Source organism: Achromobacter insolitus, assembly GCF_002209555.1.
GTDB lineage: Bacteria > Pseudomonadota > Gammaproteobacteria > Burkholderiales > Burkholderiaceae_B > Achromobacter > Achromobacter insolitus.
In genome coordinates this window covers 514,115-531,504 of record NZ_NJIF01000001.1, presented here as the reverse complement: position 1 = coordinate 531,504, position 17,390 = coordinate 514,115, and the positions used below count along the sequence as shown (strand labels likewise).

The 17,390-nt window shown below is 65.2% G+C and carries 17 protein-coding genes; 6 read left to right on the top strand and 11 right to left on the bottom strand.

The window, feature by feature from the left end; all coding sequences use genetic code 11:
- Positions 1–6: 6 nt before the first annotated feature.
- Positions 7–915, top strand: coding sequence for a LysR family transcriptional regulator (locus CEY08_RS02340; protein WP_063641997.1), 909 nt, complete (start codon positions 7–9; stop codon positions 913–915).
- 25 nt (positions 916–940) lie between these two features.
- Here the strand turns inward: CEY08_RS02340 and CEY08_RS02335 are convergent, their stop codons facing one another.
- From CEY08_RS02335 to CEY08_RS02295, 9 genes are all read right to left on the bottom strand, one after another.
- Positions 941–2,038 (bottom strand): pyridoxal-phosphate dependent enzyme, encoded by a 1,098-nt coding sequence (locus tag CEY08_RS02335; RefSeq protein WP_063641994.1) that lies wholly within the window; start codon positions 2,036–2,038, stop codon positions 941–943.
- Between the two features lie 3 nt (positions 2,039–2,041).
- A complete protein-coding gene (locus CEY08_RS02330) occupies positions 2,042–3,022 on the bottom strand; it encodes a M14 family metallopeptidase (protein ID WP_042792400.1) in 981 nt (326 codons plus the stop codon).
- 31 nt (positions 3,023–3,053) lie between these two features.
- A complete protein-coding gene (locus CEY08_RS02325) occupies positions 3,054–4,016 on the bottom strand; it encodes a Bug family tripartite tricarboxylate transporter substrate binding protein (RefSeq protein WP_076815802.1) in 963 nt (320 codons plus the stop codon).
- Between the two features lie 90 nt (positions 4,017–4,106).
- Positions 4,107–5,396, bottom strand: a complete 1,290-nt coding sequence (locus tag CEY08_RS02320) for an NTP/NDP exchange transporter (RefSeq protein ID WP_042796836.1) — start codon at positions 5,394–5,396, stop codon at positions 4,107–4,109.
- A gap of 4 nt (positions 5,397–5,400) precedes the next feature.
- Positions 5,401–6,318, bottom strand: coding sequence for an aldo/keto reductase (locus CEY08_RS02315; RefSeq protein WP_042792402.1), 918 nt, complete (start codon positions 6,316–6,318; stop codon positions 5,401–5,403).
- A 90-nt stretch (positions 6,319–6,408) separates the two neighbouring features.
- Positions 6,409–7,119, bottom strand: coding sequence for a Bax inhibitor-1/YccA family protein (locus CEY08_RS02310; protein ID WP_042792403.1), 711 nt, complete (start codon positions 7,117–7,119; stop codon positions 6,409–6,411).
- 130 nt (positions 7,120–7,249) lie between these two features.
- Entirely contained in the window at positions 7,250–7,648 is a 399-nt protein-coding gene (locus CEY08_RS02305) for a hypothetical protein (RefSeq protein WP_084738612.1), read from the bottom strand.
- A 45-nt stretch (positions 7,649–7,693) separates the two neighbouring features.
- On the bottom strand, positions 7,694–8,158 hold the full coding sequence (locus CEY08_RS02300; protein WP_042792405.1) for a DNA polymerase III subunit chi: 465 nt from the start codon (positions 8,156–8,158) through the stop codon (positions 7,694–7,696).
- A 22-nt stretch (positions 8,159–8,180) separates the two neighbouring features.
- Positions 8,181–9,689: a leucyl aminopeptidase gene (locus CEY08_RS02295; RefSeq protein WP_063962222.1), complete on the bottom strand. Its 1,509-nt coding sequence runs from the start codon at positions 9,687–9,689 to the stop codon at positions 8,181–8,183.
- A 57-nt stretch (positions 9,690–9,746) separates the two neighbouring features.
- Here CEY08_RS02295 and lptF point away from each other — a divergent pair, with 57 nt between their 5' ends.
- Positions 9,747–10,850, top strand: a complete 1,104-nt coding sequence (lptF, locus tag CEY08_RS02290; RefSeq protein WP_042792406.1) for an LPS export ABC transporter permease LptF — start codon at positions 9,747–9,749, stop codon at positions 10,848–10,850.
- Between the two features lie 51 nt (positions 10,851–10,901).
- Here lptF and CEY08_RS02285 read toward each other — a convergent pair whose 3' ends face one another.
- Complete coding sequence (locus CEY08_RS02285) at positions 10,902–11,822, bottom strand: LysR family transcriptional regulator (protein WP_042792407.1); 921 nt, start codon at positions 11,820–11,822, stop codon at positions 10,902–10,904.
- 224 nt (positions 11,823–12,046) lie between these two features.
- Here CEY08_RS02285 and CEY08_RS02280 point away from each other — a divergent pair, with 224 nt between their 5' ends.
- The 4 genes from CEY08_RS02280 to CEY08_RS02265 all read left to right on the top strand — a co-directional run bounded on the left by CEY08_RS02280 (position 12,047) and on the right by CEY08_RS02265 (position 16,378).
- Positions 12,047–13,264: an ABC transporter substrate-binding protein gene (locus CEY08_RS02280; RefSeq protein ID WP_063641980.1), complete on the top strand. Its 1,218-nt coding sequence runs from the start codon at positions 12,047–12,049 to the stop codon at positions 13,262–13,264.
- 62 nt (positions 13,265–13,326) lie between these two features.
- Complete coding sequence (locus CEY08_RS02275) at positions 13,327–14,820, top strand: CoA-acylating methylmalonate-semialdehyde dehydrogenase (protein WP_063641977.1); 1,494 nt, start codon at positions 13,327–13,329, stop codon at positions 14,818–14,820.
- Positions 14,821–14,914: 94 nt separating this feature from the next.
- The gene (locus CEY08_RS02270; RefSeq protein WP_042792410.1) at positions 14,915–15,859 is read left to right on the top strand and encodes a CysB family HTH-type transcriptional regulator; all 945 of its coding nucleotides are present in this window, start codon (positions 14,915–14,917) and stop codon (positions 15,857–15,859) included.
- 195 nt (positions 15,860–16,054) lie between these two features.
- Positions 16,055–16,378: a DUF2325 domain-containing protein gene (locus CEY08_RS02265; protein ID WP_042796837.1), complete on the top strand. Its 324-nt coding sequence runs from the start codon at positions 16,055–16,057 to the stop codon at positions 16,376–16,378.
- A 160-nt stretch (positions 16,379–16,538) separates the two neighbouring features.
- Here the strand turns inward: CEY08_RS02265 and CEY08_RS02260 are convergent, their stop codons facing one another.
- Positions 16,539–17,198: a C40 family peptidase gene (locus CEY08_RS02260; RefSeq protein WP_042792411.1), complete on the bottom strand. Its 660-nt coding sequence runs from the start codon at positions 17,196–17,198 to the stop codon at positions 16,539–16,541.
- Between the last annotated feature and the right edge of the window lie 192 nt (positions 17,199–17,390).

The window sequence follows — 17,390 nt, the reverse complement described above, 5'->3', positions numbered from 1 at the left end:
GCGGCCATGACCTTCACGCTAAAACAGGTCGAGACCTTCCGCACCGTCTATGAAACGGAAAGCGTCACAGCCGCCGCCCGGCGGCTGGACGTGTCGCCGGCCACCGTCAGCGCTACTCTCGCTGCGCTTGAAGCAAGCATCGAGCTGCGCCTGTTCGAACGCGTGCGCCAGCGCATGCAGCGCACGCCCGAAGCGACTCTGCTGTATGAGGAAATCCGCCGGCTGAATGTCGGGCTGGAAAGCCTGGGCCGCAAGATCCGCGCGATTCGCGGCGCGGCGCAGCCGCGGCTGCGCATCGGCTGCATCCATGCGTATAGCGGTGCGGTGATCAGCGACACCATCGCGCGTTTCCGTGAACGTTATCCCGATACCGGGCTTTATCTGCAGATCCGGGATTCCAACACCTTGCGCGACATGGTGGTGTCGGGCGAACTGGACCTGGCCGCAGTGGCCGACGAGTCCGAACTTGAAGGGTTGCGAGGCCACCGGCTGGCCAGCCTGCGCGCCGTGGTGGTCTTTCCGAAGGGCCATCCGTTGGCGCGGCTGGAACAAGTGGATTTCTCGCACCTCGCGGACGCCGACGTGATCGCGCTGAACGCAGAGGACGGGTCGCGCAAGCGCCTGGACGCGCTGCTGGCGCAGGCCGGGCAGAGCCTGAAGATCGCCATCGAAACGCCATACTCCAGCACCGTGTGCCAGCTCGCGCTGGCGGGACACGGGGTGGGCATCGCCAATCCGGCCACGGCGGTGGGCATGGCGCCCGCGGGCCTGTGCTATCGCCCGCTGGCGGCGCCCGTGCATTTTGAATGCCACATGATCCTGCACGGCAGCCGCCCCTTGTCCGAAGCGGGCAAGTTCTGGGCTACTTGCCTGCGCGGCGCGCTGGCGCCACTGACGGACAGCTTCGGCGTCTAGCGCGCTGCAGGCGGCTACGCGCGCGTCAACCCCGACGTCCGTCCGAGGTCACGATCAGCACGACGGACGATTCGGCATCCAGCAGACCTGAACGCCGCAGCCGGGAGACGGCAGCCAGCGCCGCCGCCGAGGACAGTTCGGTGGCCAGGCCCATGCGTTCCAGCCGCTGCTGCGCTTGAGCGGCTGCGGCGTCCGATACTTCCACGGGCGTGCCGCCGGAACGCGACAGGGCTTCCAGCGATTGCAGCGTGCTGGTGCCGCCCGCGATCGAGTATTGGTCCGTCACGCCGTCCCAGATCTTGCGCGCGTCGCCGGTGGCGCGGGCGCGCGACAGGCGGGCATAGGGTTCCACCGCATGAAGCCGGGGCAGGCGCGCAATGCGCCCGCTTTGCAGCAGATGCTGCCACCCCAGGAATATCCCCCACAGCAGATCGCCGCGCGCGGTGGGCACGACGATGTCGGTGGGCAAGCCGCAAGTCTCCAGCAGTTCCAGGGCGATCGGCTTGTAGCCTTCCACGCCGTAGGGATGCGTGCCCACGGGCGGATTCAGGTAATTGGTGCCGGCGAAGGCGCCATGATTGCGGCACAGGTCTTCCACATGGGGCCAGCGGCTCAGGCTGTCTTCGAACGCGGTCAACCTGGCGCCAAAGCGTTGCATGGCTTCCCGCTGCAAGGGAGGGCAGTTACTGGTGATGGCGATGTCGGCCTCCAGCCGGGCGGCGGCGCAGTATGCCGCCAGCGAGACGCCGGCATTGCCGCTGGAGGCGGCCGCCACGCGCGTGGCGCCGGCCAGGCGGGCGCGCGACACAAGCTGCGCTGCCATGCGGTCCTTGTGGCTGCCGGTCGGATTGGCGCTTTCGCATTTCAGCCAAAGCTGGCCCACACCCTCGGCTTGCGCCAGCGCGGGCGCGTCCAGGCAGGGGGTGTCGCCTTCGCCCAGGGTGACGGCGCCCAGCACCGGCACGGGCATGGTTTGCGCCGCGGAGGATTCGTAAAGGCATTCCAGGCTGGCGGGATGGCCGGCTTCCAGGCAACTGGGGCAGCCTTCGGGGTAATCGGCGGGGGGCCACAGGCTGGCGCAGCGGATGCAGCGCAGGCCGGACAAACTGGGGTTCATCTGCATGTCTCAGTACTTTGAAGCAAGAGTGTCGAGGGGAAGGGCGGGCGCGACCTGCAGCAGGCAATCGCCATCGTCGCTGCGGGCAATCGAACGCAGGCAGACGACGGTGCCCGCCTGCGGACTGGTCAGGGCGCGCGCGGGAGAGTCGGGGCGGGCGGGTTCTATCAATTGGCCGATACGCTGGCGCGCGCTTACGATCTGGCCCAGTTCGACGGCGGGTACGAACACGCCAGCCTCGCTGGCGCGCAAGGTGGCGGCGGCAGCGTCCAGATCGTAGAGGCGGACTTCGGGAGTGCTGACGGCAGGGCGGTCGGGCAAGAGGCCCAGCTCGCCCAGGCAGCCCAAAAGGCCGTCTCGGCAGCGATCCACCAGCGCCTGGCTGGTTTCGCGGCCGCCGCCGATTTCGGCGCTGAGCCGCAGCACGCCGTGGCGGCTGGCGGCGGCGGGCATCGAGCCAGCTTCCGTGCCGCGGAAGAACACGCAATCGGGCAGGCCGAACGCGCGTGCTAGGGCAGGCAGGCGTTCATCATAGGCATCGTTGCCGTAGCGCGTGATCACCGATGAGGGCAGGTAGCGCAGCGACGCGCCGCCGCTGTGCACGTCCACCAGCGCCTGTATGCGGGGCAGCAGGCGGGCTTCCAGCGCGGCCGCCACGCTTTCCGTGTAGCCGCGCGCCGGGGCTCCCAGGAAAGCACGGTTGAGGTTGCCGTCGTCCGAGGGCGACAGGCGTGTGCCCGCCAGCGACGCTTCCGCATTGACCGCCGGCAGCAGATACACCGTGCCGCGCCGCAGGATGCCGGGCAGGTGGCGCCACAGGTCCAGGATGGCAGCCTGGCCTTCCCATTCGTCGCCATGCACGCCCGCCATCAAGGCGACGGCGGGGCCTGGCCCCGCCTCGATCCGCAGCATCGGGATGGTGACGCGCCGGTAGGCCGACGCGTTGGTGGCGGCGGCGCAGGAAAAGTCCTCGCGGCTTACCGTGGCCATGCGGGAACTCCTGCGCGTGACACCTGCCGGCTTAGTCCAGCGTCGTGCCGGCGGCTTTGATGATGCCTTCCCATTTGGGCAGCTCCTTGCGTATCTGGTTCTGTACTTCCTGCGGCGTGCCGCCCAGCGGTTCCTGGGAGCGGCTGCGCAATTCCTTGCTGACATTGTCCGAGCGCAACGCCGCATTCATGGCCGCGTTCAGCCGGGCGATGACCTCGGGCGGGGTGCCTGCGGGCGCGATCAGTGCGCTCCAGGCGGATTGCTCATAGTCGGGATAGCCTTGTTCCGCTACGGTGGGCACGTCCGGATTGGAGGCGGCGCGGGTCCTGGTGGTGACCGCCAGCGCGCGCAGGCGGCCGTCTTTCAGGTTGCCGATCAATGGAGGCAGGTTTTCCATCATGGAATCGACGTGGCCGCCCAGCAGGTCGGACAGTTGCGCGGCGGTGGCCTTGTAAGGAATCTGGCGCACGGCGGCGCCGGTCTGGGCAATGAAGAGCTTGACGCCCACCTCGCTGGTGGTGCCGGGGTCGGCAGACGTCATCGTCAGGCGCTCCGGTTGCGCGCGGCTGGCATCGATGAAGCCCTTCAGGTCTCGATAGGGCGAGGACGCATTCACCACGATGACATTGGGCGTTTCGGCGACCAGACCGATGGGCGCGATGTCGCGGTCCAGGTCGTAGAGCTGCTGCTTGAACAGGAAACGGTGCAGCACCAGCGTGCCGACGTGGGCGTAGCCGATGGTGTAGCCGTCGGCGGGCGCGCGTGCCACGGCCTGGGTGCCGATGCGGCCGCCCGCGCCCACGCGGTTTTCCACCACGATGGGCTGGCCGAGCTGCCGGCTCATTTCCTGGCCCACCAGGCGTGCCGTGATGTCGGCGTTGCCGCCGGCCGCCGCAGGCACGATGAGCGTAATGGCGCGTTCAGGATAGGCGGCCAGCGCGGCGGGCGCGGCCAGGCTGAGCAACAGGGCGGCAAAACAGGCGATGCGTTTCATGACGTTTCCCCAGGCATTGAAAGCTGCGCCATTGTGCGGTCGCCACCCAAGGAATACGTTTGCCTTAGTGATATGGATATTCAGGAAAATCTAAGATCCTTCGGCATTGCGCCGGTCCGCGGTCCGGCCCAGCCCATGGCCCACCGCCGCCGCCGCCAGGGCGCATGCGGCGCCCAGCATGGCGATCAGGACCACGCCGTGCCCCAGCATGTCCACGCCCGCCTTGACCCAGCCGCTGGCCGCGTCGCCCGCGCGGTAGACCACGGTGTCGATGACATTCTTGGTCTTGTACTTGTCTTCGGGCGGAACCGCGGTAAACAGCATTTCGCGCCCCGGCCGGATCAGCGCATATTCGCCAACGCGGCGCACGATCATGGCGGCCGCCAGCACGCCGAAGACGGGGAAGGCCGCCAGCGCCAGGAAGGCGATCGTCATCGTCAAGGGCACGGCGGTCAGCAGGAAGCGCAGTCCCAGGCGGGTGGCCACCCGGCCGGTGATGAATATCTGCGATAGCAGCGACAGCGCCTGCACCGTAAAGTCCAGCGCGCTGAAGACGCGGATGCGCTGGGCCGTGTCGGGAAAAGCATGCGCCACCAGGCGCGCCTGTTCCATGTAGAGAAACGTGTTGAGCGTGGCCAGCAGGATCACCAGCAGCGAAATTCCCAGCAGATAAGGGGACTGGAAGATGCGCGAGATGCCCGCGAGGATCGAGCCTTCTATCGGCTGCCGTATGTCGTCCGGGGCCGGGTCCTCGCGGTTGGCCGCGCGCCAGCGCAACAGCCAGCGCTTGAGAGGGAGCGTGGCTGCCAACAGCAGGGCGGACAGAAGCAGCAGGCCGGCGGGCCCCAGGGCGCCCGCCAGCAAGCCGCCCACAAGCGGGCCGGCCAGCCCGCCTGCACTGGCTCCCGCCGCGATCAAGGCAAACAGGCGCTTGGCGGAATCCAGGCGGAACACGTCGGCCATCAGGCTCCAGGCGATGGATACGACGAACAGGTTGAAGACCGACAGCCAGACGTAGAAGCTGCGCGCCGCCCAGACGCTGCCGGGCCGAAGGTGGAGCAAGACGGCGAAGCCCGCCATGCTGAGGGCGAAGGCGGCATAGACCCAGGTCACCAGCATGGCACGCGGCACGCGCGCCGATAACCAGCCGAATAGCGGCACCACGGCGAGCATGGCGACGAAGGTCGCGGTGAACAGCCATTGCAACTGGTCGACGCCCGCCTGGATGCCCATCGTCTCGCGTATCGGGCGCAGCATGAAATAGCCGCAGAACAGGAAGAAGAAAAAGGCGAAGCCGCAGGCGGCCGGCGCCAGTTCCTGCGGCGGGATGCCCAGCGCCCGCGCGGCGCGGCCCGGCAGGCTGGCGGGAGCCGGCGTCATGGCGTCAGGCCAGCAGGGCTGCGATGCGTTCGCGCATGGCGGCATCCGGGAGCCGCCCAAAACCGGCCTGCGCGTTGTCGACCATGTTGGCCGGTTTGGAGGTGGCAGGGATGACGGCGGTGACCGCGGGATGGCCGATAACGAACTTCAGGAAAACCTGGGCCCAGGACGTGCAATCGATCTCGGCCGCCAGCTCGGGCAGCTTCATGCCCTTGATTCGGCGGAACAGGGCCCCGTCCTGGAAGGGACGGTTGATCAGCACCGCCACGCCATTGGCCTGGCATGCGGGCAGCAGGCGTTTTTCGGCATTGCGGTCGCCGACGGACAGATTCACCTGCAGGAAGTCGGGCTTTTCCCGTTCGACCAGCGCGGTCAGTTCGTCGTGAGCGTACTCGGTGTAGTGGGTAATGCCGACATAGCGGATAACGCCTTGCCGCTTCAGGTCGCGCAGCAGCGCCAATTGGTTGACGGTGTCGATCAGGTTGTGCACCTGGATCAGGTCGAGCTTGTCGCTGCCGAGCGCCTGCTGCGACTGGCGTACTTGGCGCAAGGCCGATTCATGGCCTTGCGTGCTGATCTTGGTTGCCAGGAAGGTCCTGGCCCGCAAGGCGCCCTCGCGGGCCAGCAGCGCGCCGGTGACCGCTTCCGCCTGGCCGTAGCTGGGCGCCGTGTCGATAAGCTTGCCCCCCTTTTGCAGCAAGGTGTCCAGCACCTGCGCCAGGGGCGCCATGGCGGTCTTGTCGGCGGGGGACACGTTGAAGGTATCGGCGGTGCCCAGTCCGATGACGGGCAGCGTTTCGCCGGATGCGGGTATGGGCCGGGCGAGCATCGGTGTCAACACGCTGAGGGCGCTGGCGGTCCTGGCGGGCCCGATCAGGGCGGTGGCGGCTGCGGTCTGGAGGAAGCGGCGGCGGTCGGGCATGGAGGGGTTCCGACAAAGAGGGAGCACGGGCAAAGAAAAAGGGCCTACACGTCAAATGTAGGCCCTTTGTGCCGGTTTGGCTGGCTGCGATTATTCGCGGTTGCCGCCGAAGATGCCCAGCAGCATCAGCAGGTTCGAGAAGACGTTATAGACATCCAGGTAGATGGCCAGCGTGGCGGACACGTAGTTGGTTTCGCCGCCGTTGACCACGCGCTGCAGGTCGACCAGCATGAATGCCGAGAAGATGACGATGGCCAGGACCGAGATGGTCAGCATCAGGGCGGGCAACTGCAGGAAGATGTTGGCCAGGGCCGCCACCAGGATCACGACTGCGCCGATGAACAGGAATTTCTGCAATCCCGACAGGTCGCGCTTGATGGTGGTAGCCAGCGTGGCCATCGTACCGAACACGATCGCGGTGCCGCCGAAGGCCGTCATGACCAGCTGGGACCCGTTGCTCATGCCCATGACGAAGCCCAGCAGGCGGGACAGCATCACGCCCATGAAGAACGTGAAGGCCAGCAGCAGGACCACGCCCAGCGAGCTGTTCTTGTTCTTTTCGATCGCGAACATGAGACCGAACGCGCCCACCAGGAACACGATGGCGGACAGGCCAGGGCTGGCGCCCATGACGCGGTTGATGCCGGTGTACATGCCCACGGCAGCGCCCAGCACGGTCGGGATCAGCGAGAGCGCCAAGAGCCAATAGGTGTTGCGCAGGACCTGGTTGCGCGCGACCTCGCCCGGCGCGCCGGCCATGGTGCCGGAACGGTTAAAAGGGGACGGACGATATTCGTTCATGGAGAACTCCTGTGTACGGCAGAGTAATGGTTGCCTAGAAGGCTTAGATGGGTAGGATACCTTACAGTTCCCTGAAGAATCCAGCTCTGACTAGGATTAGACCAGAGGCGGGAAATAGGTTCCAGACGGGTCAACCCGGCCGGACGTCTTGCAGCACCCGGGCCACGATGCGCGGCAATTCAGCGTCCATGCGGGCCTGGATCTCTTCGATGGCGTCGGCCAGGGCCTCGCGCATCAGTTGTTCGATCTCGGCCTGCAAGCGGGCGCTCAGCACCGTGGCATCCGGCAACGCGGCGGGCGCGGCCTGGGCAGGCGCTGGCGCGACGGCGGCGTTGTCCAGGGACGCATCAGGGCTGTCGGCCACGTCGGTCAAGAGCGGAAAGGCGTCGTCGTCATAGGCCGGCTCGTCGTCGGCCAGTTCGGTCAGTACGGGCGCGTCGGCGTCATCCTGGGCGGATGACGGGTGCAGGGACGGCTCGGCCCGCTGGGTCAGGGTAGGAATGCCGGGATCGGCGGAGCGAGAGGGCATGATGGCTCCCGAAAATCGAAATGGCGCGCCGTAGGGGCTGGGCGGTCAGCCGTCCGGCTGCTGGCGACTGAGGTCGTGGCTTTGCGGCGTGTGGCCCGCGGTCTGGTACGTACGCCAACGTTGGCGGGCTGCCTGCTTGTCTTCCGGGTCGTCGGAGACAATTTCAAGCAGCCGCTCGAAAGCCTCGAAACCGGGAGGGCAGTCGGTGTCCAGGTTCAGCAGCCAGGAAGGCTGGGGCTGCTCGCCCTGGCCAGCCGCGGCGGCTGCCTGCTGCGGATCCCCGGCGGTCAGGATCACCGGCGTTTCGGCTGCCAGGGGATCGTTGGCCAAAACATGCGGCACGAAAGACGTATCGTCGAACGCCCAGAGCATGCGGTCAAACGCGGCCAGGCGGGCGCCATCCCTACAGTACACCACCAGCCGCTGTCCTGCCAGGTAACGCTTGCGCACCACCTGGCAGGCGGTGCGCAAGCGATCGGGCGCGCCGAAGGCGAAATCGATGCGCATCATGCAGGCTTCCGTTGCTGCCGCTTCAAGCCTGGTCCAGCAGGAACTGCATCAGCAAGGGCACGGGCCGGCCGGTGGCGCCCTTGTCCTTGCCGCCGCGCCAGGCGGTGCCGGCGATGTCCAGGTGGGCCCAGCGGTATGCCGTGGCGAAACGCGAAAGGAAGCAGGCCGCCGTGACCGCGCCCGCCGGGGGGCCGCCGATGTTGGCGAGGTCGGCGAAGTTGGACTTGAGCTGCTCCTGGTAGGCGTCGTCCATGGGCATGCGCCATGCAGTGTCCAGCGACTGGCGGCCGGCGGCGGCCAGCGCGTCGGCCAGGGCGTCGTCCTTGGAGAACAGACCGCTGTTGACGTTGCCCAGGGCCACGACGCAAGCGCCGGTCAGGGTGGCGATGTCGATGACGGCGGACGGTTTGAAGCGCTCGGCGTAGGTCAGCGCATCGCACAGCACCAGGCGGCCTTCGGCGTCGGTATTGAGGATTTCGATGGTCAGGCCGGCCATGCTGGTGACGACGTCGCCCGGTTTGTTGGCCTTGCCGCTGGGCAGGTTTTCGCAGGCGGGGATCAGGCCGACCACGTCCAGCGGCAGCTCCAGTTCAGCCAGGGCGCGGAACGAACCCAGCACGCTGGCGGCGCCGCACATGTCGTACTTCATTTCGTCCATGGTGGCGGCAGGCTTGAGCGAGATGCCGCCGGCATCGAAAGTGATGCCCTTGCCGACCAGCACAATGGGGCCTTGCGCGCTTTTGGCGGTTTTCTTGGCGGCCTTGTTGCCGGCGTGACGCAGCACGATGAAGCGCAGCGCTTCCTCGGAGCCACGCGCGACCGACAGGAACGACCCCATGCCCAGCGCTTCGACCTGCTTGCGGTCCAGCACTTCTACTTTCAGCGACTTGAATTCGCGGGCCAGGCGCTTGGCCGTCTCGCCCAGGTAGGTCGGCGTGCAGATATTGCCGGGCAGGTTGCCCAGCGTGCGGGTCAGGTCCATGCCGTTGGCGATGGCGCCGCCTTCGCGCAGGCCCTTCTGGGCCTGGGCCGCGTCGGCGCGTTCGACGACCTGGACGATCTTCTTCAGCTTGGGGCGGGCGTCGCGGTCGGGTTTTCCGAAACTGGCGTCGTAATGATAGGTGGCGTTGCCCGCCGCGATGGCGGCGCTGCGCGCGCGCGCGATGACGGCAACGTCTGCGATCGGGTTGGCGACGAGCGTCGACACGCCTTCGGTCAGCTGAGCGGATACGCAGGCGGCGGCAAAGGCCTGCTCGGCCGAAGCGTGCGCGCGGGCCGAATATTCTTCCTGCTTGCCCAGGCCGACCAGCACCACGCGCTGCGCGGACACGCCAGGCAGGTTGCGCAGGGTCAGCGTGGAGCCGGCGCGGCCGCGGAACTCGGCCTTGACCACCGAGCGCACGGCGCCATTGGAGGCGCGGTCGATGAGGTCGGCGGCGGGGCTCAACACGCCTTCCGCATATACCCCGACGGCCAGGGCGGCGGTCTTGACTTGGTGCAGGGAAGCAGTGGTCTGTGTGCTAAATTCCATGAGGGTTTCCCGTGTGCGTCTGTGTAGAATGCGGTCGATTATCCCGCATATTCTCCCATGTCTCTATTTAAACGCTCTGTCGTCAGCGAGATCACCAGTCACGCTGGCGTTGTCTTTTCCACGTTGCTCATCGTGTGGCTCAGCGTGTTGCTCGTGCGCCTGCTCGGTGAAGCGGCGGGCGGCAACATCGGAGCCGACGTTGTGCTGGTGCTGGCCGCGTTGTCGACCATCACGGCATTGCCGACCATCCTCGCGGTGTCTGTCTTCATCGCGGTTCTCACCACCGTCACGCGCAACTACCGTGAATCCGAAATGGTGGTGTGGTTCGCCAGCGGCCTGTCGCTGGCCGATTGGCTCAGGCCCGTGCTGCGCGTCGCTATCCCGGTGGCGCTGGCGGTGGCGGGGTTGACGCTGGTGGCGGCCCCATGGGCATACCGCCAGATCGGCGAATACCATGAACGTTTCGAGCAGCGTTCGGACCTGTCCAAGGTCACGGCCGGCCAGTTCGCGGAATCGTCGGGCGGCAACCGCGTATTCTTCGCCGAAGATCCCCTCGAACCCAGCGACGAACTGGGCAACGTGTTCGCGCGCGAAAACGGTCCTGAATGGCTCAGCGTGCTGACCGCCAGCAAGGCGCACAGCGAAACGCTTCCCAACGGCGACCGCTTCCTGGTGTTGGGCGAAGGCCACCGCTATGACCTGAAGCCGGGCACGCCCGAGATCCGCCTGGTGCATTTCGACAAGTACGGCCTGCGCCTGGAAAGCAAGTCGGGTGGCGACCCTGTGGCCGAAGCGCGCGCCAATGCGGAACGCTCCGCCAAGGCCCGCACCACGCCGCAGCTGATCGCTGACAACACGGACAGCAGCTGGTCGCAAGTGATGTGGCGGATCTCTTTGCCGCTGGCCGCGCTGAACCTGGCGCTGCTGGCGATTCCCCTGGGTGCGGTCAATCCGCGTCTGGGACGGTCGGGCGACCTGCTCATCGCCGGCCTGGTGGGCTTGCTGTACATGAACTTGATCAACCTGTCGCGTGCCTGGATTTCCAACGGCAAGCTCAGCTTCGGCATAGGCGTCTGGGCGATCCACGCTGCGGTGGCGATGCTGACGGTATTCCTGCTGATGCGGCGTTTGCGCGTCAAGGCGCCCAAGAACAGCGCTTGATGCCTGTTCGAACCGGCGCATTGCGGCCCGCCTGAGCGGGCCGCTGTGTTTTCAGGGCAGGTACTTCATTGTGCCGCCTTTGCCGGCCAGCAGGTCGGCGTTCTTCAGCACCGATTTGCGGATGAATTCCCACAAGGCGGTCACGCGCTTGAGCTTGCGCAGGTCTTCGTGGCAGTACATCCAGAACGAGCGCGTGATTTCGACGTCGTTTTCCAGCACCGGCGTCAGCCGCGGATCCTGTGCGGCAATGAAGCACGGCAGGATCGCCAGCGACTGGCCCTGCAGCGCGGCGTGGTACTGCGCAACCACGCTGGTGCTGCGCAAAACCACTTTGCTGGCGGGCAGCAGGTCTTCCAGATAGCGCAGGCGCTCGCTGAACAGCAGCTCGTCCACATAGCCGATGAAGGTGTGGTCGGCCAGGTCCGCGCGTTCCCTGATCGGGGGATGGCTGGCCAGGTAGCCGGGCGTGCCGTACAGGCGCAGCGTGTAGTCGCACAGCTTGCTGCATACGTAGGGGCCGCGCTGGGGGCGCTCGATGGTGATGGCCAGGTCGGCCTCGCGCTTGGACAGGCTGACGAAGCGCGGCACCGGCAGGATGTCCAGGGTGATGTGCGGGTAGCGCCGCTGGAAATCCGCCGCCAATGGCGTCAGCACGTAGCTGCCGAAGCCCTCGGTGGCCCCGATGCGCAGATGGCCCGACAGCGCCTGGCCGATACCCGACAGGTTCTCTCGGGCGGAGTGCACGGTGCTTTCCATCTGTTCCGCATGGACGAACAGGCGCTGGCCGTCTTCGGTCAGCACGAAGCCGGCGCTGCGTGATTTCTCGAACAGCAGCGTGTCCAGTTCGGTCTCCAGCGCGCGGATACGCCGCGATACTGTCGTGTGCTCGACGCCCAGCTTGCGCGCCGCGGCGCTGGCCCGCTGGGTGCGAGCTACTTCCAGGAAATATCGCAGGCTGTCCCAATCAAGCACTTTCCGGCTCTCCAGGCCCGGCCGCGCTCCGCGCCGCCGGGCAAATTCTAGTTGTGCATGAATGCACAAGGAATGTGCATTTCTAGTGTTGCTTGTTAATTTTCACACATCTACACTGGGTCGGCGGGCTCAGGGCCTGTAGACGGGCTCTCCGGGGCCGAAACCCTGGAACCGCAGGCCGCGAAGACGGCGCCACAACGCATAAAAACTCAGGAGACAAATCCATGAAATTGCACGCACGCGGGCTGGCCGTAGGCTTGTGTCTGGGCGCCGCATTGGTCGGCCAGGCTCAGGCGGCGGACAAGCCGCCAGTGAAGATCGGCATTCTGACGGACATGTCTGGCACCTACGCCGGCATGGGAGGACCGGGTTCGGTAGCGGCGGCGCAGTTGGCGATCGACGATTGCCTGGCCGCGGAATGCAAGGGCATGAAGATCGAACTGGTGTCCGCGGACAACCAGAACAAGGCCGACGTGGGCGCGGCCAAGGCGCGTGAATGGTTCGATCGCGATGGCGTCACCGCCATTGCCGACCTGACCAACTCCGCGGTGGCGCTGGCGGTGCAGGGCATCGCGCGCGAAAAGAACAAGGTCGTGATGTTCTCGGGTCCAGCCACGACGGCGTTGACCAACAAGGAATGCTCGCCCGTGGGCTTTCACTGGATGTTCGACACCTACTCGCAATCCGCGGGCGGTGCGAAGGCCACGGTGAAGGCGGGCGGCAAATCCTGGTATTTCATTACCGTGGACTATGCCTTCGGCCATTCGCTGGAGGCCGACACGGCCAAGGCCGTGCAGGCGCTGGGCGGCACCGTGGCGGGCAGCGTGCGCCATCCCCTGAACGCGCCGGATTTCGCATCCTATCTGCTGCAAGCGCAGGCATCCAAGGCCCAGGTCGTCGCGCTGGCCAATGGCGGCCAGGACACGGTCAATGCGGTCAAGCAAGCGCGTGAATTCGGCATCGTGGCTGGCGGCCAGCGCCTGGTGTCGCTGCTGATCTTCCTGTCGGATCTGCGCGCGCTGGGCCTGGAAAGCGCCCAGGGCCTGTCGTATGTGGACGGCTTCTACTGGGATTACGACGACGCAACGCGCCAGTGGTCTTCGCGCTTCGAAAAGGCCTTCCGCGGCTTGAAGCCCACCATGACGCAGGCCGGCGTGTATTCCAGCGTGCGGCATTACCTGCGCTCGGTCGCTGCTTCGGGCAGCACCGATGGCAAGGTAGTGGCCGACAAGATGCGCGCCTTGCCGATCGAGGATCCGATCATGCGCAACGCCTCCATCCGTCCCGATGGTCGCGTGATACACGACATGTACCTGTATGAAGTGAAAAAACCGTCCGAGTCCAAGGGCGGCTGGGACTATTCCAAGCTGGTGGCCACCATTCCGGCCGCCGAGGCCTTCCAGCCCCTGTCAGATTCGACCTGCCCGCTGGTGAAGCAGTAGGTCCTGAAGATTCATGAACGCGGATTCCATCCGCATCGACTACGCAGTGTGAGGAGCATCAAATGAGTGAAGTCCCCCGCGTTCCGCTATTGATCGGCGGCAAGCTCGTGCAGTCCAAAACCACCGAATGGCGGGACGTGATCAATCCCGCCACCCAGGAGGTCGTAGCCAAGGTGCCTTTCGCCACGCGCGAAGAACTGGATCTGGCCGTCTCCAACGCCAAGGAGGCTTTCAAGACCTGGCGCAACAGCGGGCAGGGCGCCCGCATGCGCGTCATGCTGAAGTTTCAGGAGCTGCTGCGCGCCAATACCGGTAAGCTGGCCGAAATGATCACCCGCGAGCACGGCAAGACGCTGCCGGACGCCGAAGGTGAAGTCGGCCGCGGCCTGGAAGTGGTGGAGCACGCATGCTCCATCGCCAACCTGCAGTTGGGCGAGTATGCCGAGAACGCCGCGTCCGGCATCGACGTCTATACGCTGATTCAGCCGCTGGGCGTGTGCGCGGGGATTACCGCGTTCAACTTCCCGGTCATGCTGCCTTGCTTCATGTTCCCGATCGCCGTGGCCTGCGGCAATACCTTCGTGCTCAAGCCTTCGGAACAGGATCCGACGTCTTCGCTGTTCCTGGCGCAATTGGCGCTGGAAGCCGGCTTGCCGCCGGGCGTGCTGAACGTGGTGCACGGTGGTCCGGATACGGCCAATGGTCTGTGCGAACACCCTGACATCAAGGCGGTGTCGTTCATTGGCTCGACCCGCGTGGGCACCGAGATCTACAACCGCGCGTCTGCCGCGGGCAAGCGCTGCCAGTCCATGATGGGCGCCAAGAACCACTGCGTGATCCTGCCTGATGCCGATCCCGAGGTCGCGCTGAACCAGCTGGTGGGCGCCGCCTTCGGCGCGGCCGGCCAGCGTTGCATGGCCTCGTCCGTGGCCGTGCTGGTGGGCGAGGCCCGCAACTGGCTGCCCGACTTCGTCGAGCGCGCCAAGAAGCTCAAGGTCAATTCGGGGATGGACCGCGAAGCGGATCTCGGTCCCCTGGTTTCGCCCAACGCCAAGAAGCGCGTGGAAAGCCTGATCCAGAAAGGGGTGGACGAAGGCGCCAAGCTGCTGCTGGACGGTCGCAGCCTGAAGGTTGCCGGCTTCGAGCAGGGCAACTTCGTGGGTCCGACGATTTTCGACGGCGTCACCGAAAACATGACTATCTACACGGAGGAAATCTTCGGGCCGGTCCTGTGCGTGGTGGGCGTGGAAACGCTGGAGGACGCCGTGGCGTTCATCAACCGCAACCCCAATGGCAACGGGGTGGCGCTGTTCACCCAGGATGGCGGCGCGGCGCGCTATTTCCAGAACAACATCGACGTCGGTCAGGTTGGCATCAACGTGCCGATCCCCGTGCCGGTGGCCTGGTTCAGCTTCACGGGTTCCCGTGGTTCCAAGCTGGGCGACCTGGGCCCCAATGGCAAGCAGGCAGTGCAGTTCTGGACGCAGACCAAGACCGTCACCGCGCGCTGGTCGGCGCATGCCAAGAGCGTGAACACCACGATCTCGATGCGCTGAACTGGGGACGCCTTGCGTGTAAGCTTATATAAATAAGTTATATAGTAAGGCGTCCTTATTACTTATAATTGGCCCGTCTATCAGGGGCCAATTCATGAACCTGCAGCAATTTCGTTTTGTGCGTGAAACCATCCGGCGCGACTTCAACCTGACCGAAGCCGCCCGGATGCTCTACACCTCGCAGCCCGGGGTCTCCAAGGCGATCATCGAGTTCGAGGACGAGCTCGGCATCAAGATCTTCGAACGGCACGGCAAGCGCATCAAGGGGCTGACCAAGCCCGGCCTGGCGGTGTCCCAGGTCATTGACCGCATCATGCGCGAAGTGGACAACCTGAAGAAGGTCAGCGACGAGTTCGCGCGCCGCGACGAGGGCGGCCTGGTTATTGCCTGCACCCACACCCAGGCGCGCTATTTATTGCCTCGCGTCATTCCGGCATTCCGCAAGCAATTCCCGAAGGTGCACCTGTCGCTGGCCGAAGGCAGCCCTGCGCAGCTTGCGGAAATGGTGCTGCACGAGCAGGCCGACCTGGCCCTGGCGACGGAATCGCTGGCTTTGACGCCAGGCCTGGCGACCTTGCCGGTCTACGCCTGGGAACACACGGTGGTAGTGCGCCCGGACCATCCCCTGGCTGAACTGACCTCCAGCGCCGCCAAGCGCCTGTCCTTGGCCCAGCTGGCCGAGTATCCCATCGTGACCTACGACCGCGCCTTTACCGGCCGCAGCACGATCGACGAGATCTTCGCCAATCAGGGCATCCATCCGGACATCGTGCTGGAAGCCATTGATGCCGATGTCATCAAGACCTACGTCGACGTAGGCCTGGGCATCGGGATCATCGCGGGCGTGGCCTACGATCCGCGCCGCGACGGCAATCTGGTGGGGCTGCCGGTAGGCCATCTCTTCGGCACGCACACCACCCGCGTGGGTGTGAAGGCAGGGGTGTTCCTGCGTGACTACGTCTATACCTTCCTGGAAATGCTGGCGCCGTCGCTGACGCGCGCGGTAGTGACGGAGGCGGTGCAGGGCACCCCCAAGTAGGCACGGCTCTCCTCGGTACCAGAGGCGCGGCGCCAGGTGGGGCCGCGCCTTTTTTTGCGGGCGCAGGGCGGCTCGCGCTATCCCCTTTCCTATGCTCATAAAAATAATTAAATAAGAACTGATCTCATTTGAGTTGACTAAAAAATAGGAATCATTATCATTACATCCAGTCTCAACGACCCAGTGAGGTTCATCATGACGGCAGGATTAAGTGCAGTGGTAGTGGGCGCCGACCGCCTCGGCAACATTCCGGATCTGCTCAAAGGACACAATATCTCGATCACGCACCACATCAGCGGGCGTGATCCCTCGCACCAGAAGAAAACGTTGCAGCTGCCCTCGGGCACCCAGTTGGTCATCCTGCTGACCGACTTCCTGGGACACAACGTCATGAAGACCTTCCGTAACGCCGCGCAGCGCGGCGGCATCCGGGTCGTTGCTTGTCGGCGTTCGGTATGCAGCATGCAGCAGGCCCTGCAGCAATGCGGCCTGTGCCCGCGAGCGGGCTCGGTGCACTGATAACGCGGTCTGCCGCCGCCAAACAAGAAACTGGGGAGGCCGAAACGGCCTGCGGCCCCAAGGCCGCGAAGAGATATGAAAAACGCCGCCGGACTGGAAAGTCCGGCGGCGTTTTGCTTGTTGGGAGGACTGCCTGGCGGCTATCCTGGGAGCGTATCAGTCAGTTGGACGCGCGGGCGGACGCCATCAGGCTGTTGTCCAGGCGGCGGGCGCCGTTGTACCGCTTGGACCAGTAGGCCATGGTCATGTTTTCCACACGGACCACGCCACCGGCGCTGGGCGAGTGTACGAAGCGGTCGTCGCCAAGATAGATGCCCACGTGGGAGTAGCGGCGGCCCAGCGTATTGAAGAAAACCAGGTCCCCGGCTTTCAGTTCGTTCTTGTTGACGGAGGTGCCCAGTTGGGCCATCTCGGCGGCGTTGCGGGGCAGCTTCAGGCCCAGCGAGCGTTCGGCCGTGTAGGTGACCAAGCCGCTGCAATCGAATCCGGTGTCGGGGGAAGTGCCGCCGAAACGGTAGCGGATGCCCAGGTGATTCAAGGCTTCGCTGACCAGGGCGTTGTCGCTGCTGACGCCCGAGTGGGTCTTCTGGCGGTCGCGCTTGAATTTCTGGCTTACCAGCACGCCGATGGGGTCATCGGTAGTGGCTACCCATTCCGTTTCGTAGGGATCTATCTCGGACGTATGGGCGGTTGACTTTTGATTTGTACCAGCACAACCTGCCAGACCCGCCACGCAAGCAACCAACGCCAGCAAGCGCAGACCGCGATTTGCTTGGCCGGAGGATGAATTCAGTCTCGCGTGGTTGGAGTGTCGATGCATTCGCCTGGGGGTGATTTGCAGATAACGACAAAAAACACGGAATTCGCCGTGAATTTGGCCGAGATGTCAGCAAAATCAACATTTTTCTACAACTTCGCGGGGATTCTACCAAACTTTTAAGACCAGTTCGTGACGAAACCGGCGTTAATGTCCATGCAGCGTGGACATTCGGCAGAACTTTTTGACTTGCGG

Coding starts and splice junctions, on each gene's coding strand:
- CEY08_RS02340 (WP_063641997.1), top strand. CDS start 7: ATGACCTTCACGCTAAAACAGGTCGAGACCTTCCGCACCGTCTATGAA.
- CEY08_RS02335 (WP_063641994.1), bottom strand. CDS start 2,038: ATGCAGATGAACCCCAGTTTGTCCGGCCTGCGCTGCATCCGCTGCGCC.
- CEY08_RS02330 (WP_042792400.1), bottom strand. CDS start 3,022: ATGGCCACGGTAAGCCGCGAGGACTTTTCCTGCGCCGCCGCCACCAAC.
- CEY08_RS02325 (WP_076815802.1), bottom strand. CDS start 4,016: ATGAAACGCATCGCCTGTTTTGCCGCCCTGTTGCTCAGCCTGGCCGCG.
- CEY08_RS02320 (WP_042796836.1), bottom strand. CDS start 5,396: ATGACGCCGGCTCCCGCCAGCCTGCCGGGCCGCGCCGCGCGGGCGCTG.
- CEY08_RS02315 (WP_042792402.1), bottom strand. CDS start 6,318: ATGCCCGACCGCCGCCGCTTCCTCCAGACCGCAGCCGCCACCGCCCTG.
- CEY08_RS02310 (WP_042792403.1), bottom strand. CDS start 7,119: ATGAACGAATATCGTCCGTCCCCTTTTAACCGTTCCGGCACCATGGCC.
- CEY08_RS02305 (WP_084738612.1), bottom strand. CDS start 7,648: ATGCCCTCTCGCTCCGCCGATCCCGGCATTCCTACCCTGACCCAGCGG.
- CEY08_RS02300 (WP_042792405.1), bottom strand. CDS start 8,158: ATGATGCGCATCGATTTCGCCTTCGGCGCGCCCGATCGCTTGCGCACC.
- CEY08_RS02295 (WP_063962222.1), bottom strand. CDS start 9,689: ATGGAATTTAGCACACAGACCACTGCTTCCCTGCACCAAGTCAAGACC.
- lptF (WP_042792406.1), top strand. CDS start 9,747: ATGTCTCTATTTAAACGCTCTGTCGTCAGCGAGATCACCAGTCACGCT.
- CEY08_RS02280 (WP_063641980.1), top strand. CDS start 12,047: ATGAAATTGCACGCACGCGGGCTGGCCGTAGGCTTGTGTCTGGGCGCC.
- CEY08_RS02275 (WP_063641977.1), top strand. CDS start 13,327: ATGAGTGAAGTCCCCCGCGTTCCGCTATTGATCGGCGGCAAGCTCGTG.
- CEY08_RS02270 (WP_042792410.1), top strand. CDS start 14,915: ATGAACCTGCAGCAATTTCGTTTTGTGCGTGAAACCATCCGGCGCGAC.
- CEY08_RS02265 (WP_042796837.1), top strand. CDS start 16,055: ATGACGGCAGGATTAAGTGCAGTGGTAGTGGGCGCCGACCGCCTCGGC.
- CEY08_RS02260 (WP_042792411.1), bottom strand. CDS start 17,198: ATGCATCGACACTCCAACCACGCGAGACTGAATTCATCCTCCGGCCAA.